The organism is Enterococcus sp. LJL51 (genome assembly GCF_054871795.1).
This window is the reverse complement of the sequence record NZ_JBTXLW010000025.1, coordinates 32,546-40,518: the sequence shown is the minus strand read 5'-3', so window position 1 is coordinate 40,518 and position 7,973 is coordinate 32,546. Positions and strand designations below refer to the sequence as shown.

The 7,973-nt window shown below is 32.4% G+C and carries 11 protein-coding genes; 10 read left to right on the top strand and 1 reads right to left on the bottom strand.

Translation table 11 applies throughout. From position 1 onward, the window contains the following. Nucleotides 1–120 precede the first annotated feature (120 nt). The 8 genes from ACYSNQ_RS16905 to ACYSNQ_RS16870 all read left to right on the top strand — a co-directional run bounded on the left by ACYSNQ_RS16905 (nucleotide 121) and on the right by ACYSNQ_RS16870 (nucleotide 4,653). On the top strand, nucleotides 121–423 hold the full coding sequence (locus ACYSNQ_RS16905; protein WP_426081484.1) for a VOC family protein: 303 nt from the start codon (nucleotides 121–123) through the stop codon (nucleotides 421–423). 62 nt (nucleotides 424–485) lie between these two features. Next, nucleotides 486–620 carry a hypothetical protein gene (locus tag ACYSNQ_RS16900; protein WP_426081485.1) on the top strand — a complete coding sequence of 45 codons (135 nt, stop codon included), beginning with the start codon at nucleotides 486–488 and terminating at the stop codon, nucleotides 618–620. Nucleotides 621–718: 98 nt separating this feature from the next. After that, nucleotides 719–1,717 (top strand): hypothetical protein, encoded by a 999-nt coding sequence (locus tag ACYSNQ_RS16895; RefSeq protein ID WP_426081487.1) that lies wholly within the window; start codon nucleotides 719–721, stop codon nucleotides 1,715–1,717. A 93-nt stretch (nucleotides 1,718–1,810) separates the two neighbouring features. Then, nucleotides 1,811–2,116 carry a hypothetical protein gene (locus ACYSNQ_RS16890; protein WP_426081489.1) on the top strand — a complete coding sequence of 102 codons (306 nt, stop codon included), beginning with the start codon at nucleotides 1,811–1,813 and terminating at the stop codon, nucleotides 2,114–2,116. Between the two features lie 781 nt (nucleotides 2,117–2,897). After that, nucleotides 2,898–3,458 carry a hypothetical protein gene (locus ACYSNQ_RS16885; RefSeq protein WP_426081490.1) on the top strand — a complete coding sequence of 187 codons (561 nt, stop codon included), beginning with the start codon at nucleotides 2,898–2,900 and terminating at the stop codon, nucleotides 3,456–3,458. 22 nt (nucleotides 3,459–3,480) lie between these two features. After that, nucleotides 3,481–3,609 carry a hypothetical protein gene (locus ACYSNQ_RS16880; RefSeq protein ID WP_426081491.1) on the top strand — a complete coding sequence of 43 codons (129 nt, stop codon included), beginning with the start codon at nucleotides 3,481–3,483 and terminating at the stop codon, nucleotides 3,607–3,609. A gap of 463 nt (nucleotides 3,610–4,072) precedes the next feature. Beyond that, nucleotides 4,073–4,387, top strand: a complete 315-nt coding sequence (locus ACYSNQ_RS16875) for a DUF2089 family protein (RefSeq protein ID WP_426081492.1) — start codon at nucleotides 4,073–4,075, stop codon at nucleotides 4,385–4,387. After that, nucleotides 4,384–4,653, top strand: coding sequence for a hypothetical protein (locus ACYSNQ_RS16870; RefSeq protein WP_426081493.1), 270 nt, complete (start codon nucleotides 4,384–4,386; stop codon nucleotides 4,651–4,653). Before ACYSNQ_RS16875 ends, ACYSNQ_RS16870 begins: the two co-directional genes overlap by 4 nt. A 261-nt stretch (nucleotides 4,654–4,914) precedes the next feature. Here ACYSNQ_RS16870 and ACYSNQ_RS16865 read toward each other — a convergent pair whose 3' ends face one another. Continuing rightward, entirely contained in the window at nucleotides 4,915–5,559 is a 645-nt protein-coding gene (locus tag ACYSNQ_RS16865) for a histidine phosphatase family protein (protein WP_426081495.1), read from the bottom strand. 448 nt (nucleotides 5,560–6,007) lie between these two features. On the opposite strand from ACYSNQ_RS16865, the gene ACYSNQ_RS16860 reads away from it, so the two are divergent. Beyond that, the gene (locus ACYSNQ_RS16860) at nucleotides 6,008–6,979 is read left to right on the top strand and encodes an alpha/beta fold hydrolase (RefSeq protein WP_426081496.1); all 972 of its coding nucleotides are present in this window, start codon (nucleotides 6,008–6,010) and stop codon (nucleotides 6,977–6,979) included. A gap of 237 nt (nucleotides 6,980–7,216) precedes the next feature. After that, nucleotides 7,217–7,921, top strand: coding sequence for a hypothetical protein (locus ACYSNQ_RS16855; protein WP_426081497.1), 705 nt, complete (start codon nucleotides 7,217–7,219; stop codon nucleotides 7,919–7,921). The last annotated feature ends 52 nt before the right edge of the window (nucleotides 7,922–7,973 follow it).

The window sequence follows — 7,973 nt, the reverse complement described above, 5'->3', positions numbered from 1 at the left end:
TACTCCAGAGCTGACAGCTCAATGAGCCGCTGCATACAATTACGCAGGTAGATTATAATACACTTGTAACAGCTCATTTTTGAGCTGATATTAATAGAGAAAAACATATAGCAGAACTGAATGGATTCTTGTGATTTTTATGAAAAATTTTTCGAGAAAAAGGTACTTGTTTGTGCTGATATTTATAGTGTATTTGAGATAGATGGATTTCGATTAGGCTTATTTGCATATAAGAAAATGAATGAGAAGCATATCTTTGGCAGTAATTGTTTACCAAGTATTGAAGTGGAGAACCTTCAAACATTAGAAAACAAAATTAAAGATTTAGACTTGTGTTTTCCTTTAACTAAAATAGGAAATAACTGGGTAGTGGAGTTTGTTGACAGCGAAGGAAACCATATTGAATTAACAACAGAGGTTTAAAGCATGTAGATAGATCAGTGGATGAGGTGTCTCAAAAAGGATAGAAAGTGGAGAGACCTTAAATGATAAAAAAGTGGATAGAAGGCAGACAGATTAGACAATTATTTTTAGCGAAAAATGATAACATTTATTTAAGAATAAGACGTAACAAGAACAGAATAAAAAAGGCTGAACAAAGTCAATCAACTTCTTTTTAAAAGTGAAATTGAGGAACTAGAGGAAGAGAACAAACTTTTACAGTCAGAACTAGAAGTCTTTTTATAGTAATTTCAAAAATGATTAGTAGGAGGACCGCATGGAAGAGTACAAGCAAATTTACATATCTTTAGAAAATGAAATAAGGGAATTAGCCTATTCAATTACACTAAGTGAGAAACAGAAGAAAGTCTATTCTCCTAGAATTGCTGATTTAGTTGTAAGGGCTGCTGGTTTGCTAGAATCTGCTTTAAAGTATTTTTATGAGAAAAAAACTGGGGAAAAACCAACACACTACGATAATCCCAAAGTGATTTCCAAATTGAAACTAAAAGATAAAGCAATATATATTCACTGGAATTTGTATCAGTTTGACAACAGGATTTTTATACCATTTAGAAAAAATGAAGAAAAATGTAATATTAACGTGGCTGTGAATGGAAATTTAAAAATGAATTATGGTTGGAACAACGCATATCAAAATTTAAGACATGATTTTATTGATTCTATTCCTATTTTTGGGAATTTGTACTATCTATTTGAAACAATGACAGCTCTTTATTTAGTTTTAGATATAGGATATTCGTCGAGCATGTTTTGTATTCCAGTGGAAAAAGAAGATGGGGAGAGTGGTTGGTACGGATGGATTGGAAATGAGTATGGTAATGCTATAACAAGAACACTTAGTATTTCTGAAAGTGAAAGTAAACAACTGATGTCTGTAAAGTATCCTCTCAAAAAGGATCAGAAAGAAGGAACTTTAGTGGATAATACAGAGTACACAGAATATATAAAAGTAAATTTTCCGTTTTCCAAAGAAGACTATTTTAATGGGAATGGAGAAGGTTGCTGGGTATTGGTAACAAAAGATACTAAAGAGAAACATGATAGTGATGTCTTAGAGGGTATGTATCGAGGTGTATTATCAAATGATAGTTATTACTATCCGGAACTTAAGGTTGGATCTCGGGTTCTATTTAACATGAGGGGAAGTAAGCGACCAGTTGCTGATTGGGGCTTTCTCGCTGGGCTAGAAAAAATATCGGAACAAAATAAAATGGAGCTTATTGGTGCAGTTCTCAAAAAAGATAACGAATGAATGTGAAGAGGAAAAAGGAAAGAAGATGAAATTAGTGAGTAGATTAAACATGAAAAATGCTTTTATTAAACACAAAAAAAGTGGATTGGACTTATGATATTTTTAATATTAGTCTCCATGATAGCTAAATTTTCAATAGAATATGTGAAATTGGATCTTGAAAGAGAGAAATATAAGCGAATCTCTATTATGTATGAAGCATTCCTTCCAGAAAAGATGCGAACAGCGGTAACTCTAGAAGAGATTATGGTGAAATATGAAAAAAATGGAAAAGGAGTTTTTGATGTTTACACAGAATTTTTTAGAAGGTATAAAGATGACATTCCAGAGGGATATCTATATGAACCATTTGTAGATGAATATGATGCTTGGATGTGGAAAGATTTGTTGTTGCCATAGATTTGTTGGATAACGGAATCAGTCGGCGGGAAGGCAGCCGTAAGAGCAGGTAGATGTACAGAAATCAGTGAACGTGAATTTGAATGAACTATCAAAAAGGATTAGAAAGAAGATTTCCAAATGAATGATTCTGAAGCAATTGAGTTAACAAATAAAAAAGCAGAAGGGAGGTATGATTATGGGATTAAACATATGGGAAGTAACAATCGGTGTAGTACTTGCCTATAGTCTAATAATATTAACACTAGGATTGATAATCATTTTGTTAGTTTCAATTCTGTTATCAATTGTTATAATAGAGTGGAAAGAACTAGTGGTGAAAAGGATATTAAGCAAGAAGAGTATTCAAAACTGAGATTAATAAAGGAAAATTGGTCGGAGTTAGGAATGCAGATATACGGATGCAAACTGATAAAGGTTTATGTAGCTGCTTAAGGTCAAATACTAATGGATCAATGTATAAAGGATTGAAAGAGGTAAAGAGTGAAAGATAATAAGAAGAAAGAAGATTTGCCAATTGGTAAAATGATTATAGGTATGGTTATGTTAATTTTCAGCCCGGTTATCATTGGGTTAGTAGTAGTGATTGCATGGGCTATATACGCTACGTTGAGTACGAGATGGTAGTTCTCAAAAAGGATCTATTCAAATAGTTCAAACGGAAGAGAGGCTTTTGTGATCAAAATATCTGTTAAGTTTAAAACCCAAAAACAGCAGAACAGCAACAAACAACTTCATATCATATATTAGTATTTACGAAAATTTGAGAGGAAGAGTAAAATTGATAAAAAATGTACAAGAGAATATTGAAGCAAGAGTTATTGAATTAGGCGGAAAATGTCACTTTGATAATAAGTCTATGATAAGCAATTTGGAGAACATTGTTTTTTCTGAATCTTATCTTTTTGGTGATTTTGAATATTATTTACAGGATGACATTTATAAGAAATTAAAGGAAGGAAAAAATATTTCATATTCAGATATTCCATATCCTCGTATACAATATCAGACAAAATTATTTACGCCATTTAAACATGGAACAGAGGACCATAGAGAATTTGGTGATCTTGACAAGAACGTGATAAGAAAGGTTATTAATGAAGAATTTCTTGAATTTATAATAATTGGTGAGACAGACAGCTTTCCAAATTTTTATTTTGTATGTTGTGCTGATAAAGATATGAAAAACCCTGTTGTATATAGTACTGACCATGAATCTTTTTTTACTGAGATTGAGAAAGCAGGAAGGTTAGAAGATTTCTTTGCTATGCTAGTTAGTGAGAAAGAATATATTCTTAGAATAAATAAGTTATCAGGTAGCTTACAATCAGAAAAAGACTGACATTATAGTGAAGTTTTTGATTATGATGAAGGCAGCAATGGTAATCCTGGTTTCAGCATTAGTTTCTGGCTTGGCAGCAAATACAATTGTTCAAGATGAAAACTTTACACCTAGAATTTTAGAAAAATTAGTTCTCAAAAAGGATCAGTAGTTGGAACCAATCAAAATGAAGTTATTTGAATTATAGACAGTAATTAGCTGATTTAGTGCCATGATTTTGAAAATAGAAAGTAGGTAAACCAGCTAAATCGTTGTTACTAAAAAGAGGAGGGGGAAACTATTAAAAAGTTTGAACACGAGATCTTGAACTTAATAGATTCCAAAGTAGAGGGGCCATACTGGGATTTCAAAAAAATGGCATGATGATAAAGGGGCATTACTACATGATATTATGTGCATGGCAAATAATCTAGAGGACAGAGATGCATACATTATCATTGGTATTGATGAAGAATCTGATTTTAGTATAGCTTCTACGGTAAATGACAATAATCGGAGGTGTTGTCTATTTTTTAAATAAAAGTAGGAAGGTTGTCTCTAATTAAGAAGGCTTTTTTATTGTTGACTTTAATAATATTAAAGATATAATTAATATTATTAAATACATTGTTGAGGTGATTATTATAAATATTGAAGATGTACCTAATTGGTTCTCGTCTTTAGAAAGTGAAGATGCAGAATTTGTGAAAAACTTTATTTTAAAATCGGGCAATATCAAAGAGGTAGCAAAATTCTATGATGTATCATACCCTACCGTTCGTTTAAGGTTAGATAGGCTGATCCAAAAAATTCAAATCAATGATAAGAGAGATGAGCAACCATTCAGATCTTTTATTAAGGAATTAGCTGTAGATGAAAAGATTGACCTTAATATCGCAAAAATAATTATTGAAAAATATGAGAAGCAAAGCAAGGAGGAAAATGTGTGAGAACTTTAGTTGTTTTTGTTATTATTTTTTTATTGATTGCCGTTCAATATCAACTAGGTTTACATCAGAAAAAGATAGTGGGTTCTTTTTTACCTATTCTTTTCCTAGTAGTATCTGGTTGGATGTATCTTGCTGATTCAACTAATTTTTCGTTAGCAGTATTAGTTGCTCCGATAGCATTTATTGGTGTGTGGTATAAAGGATATCTGAATTCTAAAAAAGAAAATCAAAAGAGAATTGACTTGATGAAAGCTAAAGACTTGTGATGGTATCATTTGGATTTTTCGAATTTAAGCAAAGTCCGTCTTTCACAAAACGATTGTTAGAGGGAAGTAGGAAATTACCTTTTCTATTTGGAAGTAAAAAAACGCATGATTTAGTAACCGTACCATTAAAAAACTGGAAATGTAGATATCCAGTTTTTTAATGGTTATGGACACTGCGAGTATATAAATAAATATCCAGATGAGTATTTAGAAAAGATTTTTTGTATATAGTGTTCCTTAGCAGTAGGTGTATCATGCTTATTATGTAAGGATAGAAAAATTTTTGCCATCCCACTTAATAGTAATAATATCGACATTTTTGATTTTAGGTCTTTTTCGCAACATTTCTTTTGAAAACAAATACAACAATGTTTTAATAGTAAAAGCGTGAGTAACAATCAGGACGTTTGGATTATTCAAGTGAATAAAATTATCAGCTGTATCTTTGAGAAAACTTTCCAATCTATCCGTAATCATATGAAACGGTTCAACCATACCTGTTGTGTCGGATTTATAAATAATCTCATGAACTTCCGGCAGACGGAAATTAAGTTCTGCAAAATCATTTTGTATCTGTAATTCATTCATCATACTGGAAATAAATTTATCATTATTTTCTGCTTCCCAGCAGCCCAAACACCACTCACGGAGCCTTTCATCAGTAATAACTTGCAGTTCATTTTGCCCCTGTGCAGTTAATATGTTTTTTCCAGTCTGTAAAGCTCTGGATGTATCACTGGAAAATGCAGCCGAAAATTGGACATTTTTCAGTTGCAGTCCTAGTTGTGAGGCTGTTTGGATTCCTCTTTCAGTTAATGGGGAATCTGCCCAACCTTGTGCTTTATGTAAATAGTTAAGTAATGTTTCCCCATGTCGAGTAATATAGAAAGTAACTGTTGAATTCATGTTTTATCCTCCGAAATAATCCTATGTAATCGCTTCACCTTATCGGCAATAGTCGAACCAATAAATTATTAACATTGTACCAGAACCCCCCGCCCAAAACAACGCTAAAGTAAAAGCGTAACGGCGGGATATAGATATTAGAAGAAGAATATACACCTTTTGTTTCTCAACTTGGCGATGTTGAAGTAAAGCTGTCTTCAAATTCAACTGACTATGGATTTGTTCCGCTACTCTCGCTGGCTGGAAAAGAACATGTAGAACATTTGGATGTTGACTTTACAAATGAGCCTGTTGATTATGAAACACTCAAACAATATATCTAAAATTTTAGGTAAGAAAATGAAGCAATAAAAGTGGCTTTAGAAAATAATTGGGATTCTCAAAAACGATAGAAATTGATGATTCAGGTAAGAGAGTCAAAAAAAAGTTAGAAATGAGGACAAAAAGAGTGAAACAATTGAATGAAAAAATATTCATAGAAGTAAATGGGAATAAACAAGGGATGTTTATACAGAGTAAAAATATTGGAAATCCAGTATTACTGTTTTTACATGGTGGCCCTGGTTCCCCTGAAATAATGTTTACTCAAGAATATCCTACCGGCTTAGAAGATTTGTTTACGGTCTGTTGGTGGGAACAGCGAGGTAGTGGTATTTCGTACCGAAAGAATGTTAGTAGAGAGACAATGACGATTAATCAAATGATAGCTGATACACTTTTTGTGGTCAGCTACTTGCGTGAAAGATTTTCTAAAGAGAAAATCTTCATTATGGGACATTCTTGGGGAACCTTACTTGGAATATTAACTGTTCAAAAAAGTCCTGAACTTTTTCAGGCATACATTGGGATAGGCCAAATGAATCAACAAATAGAGTCAGAAAGGTTGGCCTATAAGTATATGTTAAATGAATTCCGTACTAGAGGTGATAAAAAAATGATAAAGAAGCTTGAGAAAGTACCAATCAATCAAGGGGCTAAAGTGGAGATTGCTTATTTATCTGTTAGAAATGCTGCAATGATGAAACTAGGTATAGGACTGATGCGACAATGTAGATCTGTGATGTCTATCGGAGGGATACTTATTCGTTTTAAAGGCTATAAATTAATGGACAAAGTTCGTTTCATGAAGGGAAATTCTTTCGCATTGAACTGCCTGTGGGATATAATACTACAAAAGAATCTTGAAAAGGAAGTACCTAGATTAGAAGTTCCAATTTATGTGCTACATGGTCAGTTTGATTATCAAGTTTCTTACAGTCTGTCGAAGCAGTTTGTAAAGAACATTAAAGCTCCAGTTGTTGGATTTTATACTTTTGAAAATTCGGCACATAGCCCCTGTTTTGAAGAACCAGAAAAAATGTGTCGCATTCTTCGAGAAGATGTTTTATATAATAAAACTGACTTGGCTGATAATTTATAGAAAGCCGGTATTTAGTTCTCAAAAACGATTAGTAGCTGGAACCGTTTAAGTGAAACTCAGATAGTGTTGGAAGAAGCTGCTGATGAATTAGATTAGAAATGCACAATGAACCTGTGGAGGAATGAGTTTCAAAGAAATTGATTGCATGTTCAGAAATCAAAGTATTAGGTAAGAAGATTAACATTATAAGAAATGAGGGGGAAAATTGAAAGCTTGGAAATACCAGGATGACTATTTTTGGGGGATAAAAGTAAGGTAATCGACGATATTATTAGTTATGAATATCGCAATTATATTGTTAGGCTACTGAATAAAAAAAGGTTTAAAAGAAATCTGGAAAATGATATTAAACTAAAGAGAGCTCCTTTTTTAGACGGAAAACAGAAACAAACCTCTTTTAAAGCATGGGAAGCTCTAATTATAGAAAATGAACAGCGTGTTATTCGTTTGAAACAAATGCTTGGGGATTTCAATTCGCTTTCAGTGGATGAATTAATGACAATACCTGTTGAAGTTATGGAGGTCAGAAAATATACAACTGATGTTTTTGATGTAGAGAGAAAGGAAATACCTGTAAAGAGAATAGTGGGGATCAATAGGTTTAAAGGCTACAATAATTGGGGGGATATTTTTCTGGATTTCCTTGATGGAAAGACTACTCCGACACTGAAAGTGGAAGAGAAACTCGATAAGTTAGTTAATCTATATATAAACGATTCCGAAAGTTTCGTTAAACTACTTAAAAACCCAGCTACAGAAACTCCTATTGCTAGTTATGATATAAACTCAGATAAATATTACATAACTTCAGGAGGGAGTCATAAAGCATTTTTAGCAAAATTGATTAATTTTGATACGATTACAGTCGATTTATCGCCAATCATAACAGTGGAACAAGGAGTTATGAAGTACAACTATTATAAAAGTAAAGGTTTGGTCTAAAAAATTTAAATTTGGAATTTCTCAAAAGGATAATATTGATAAATATATGGAG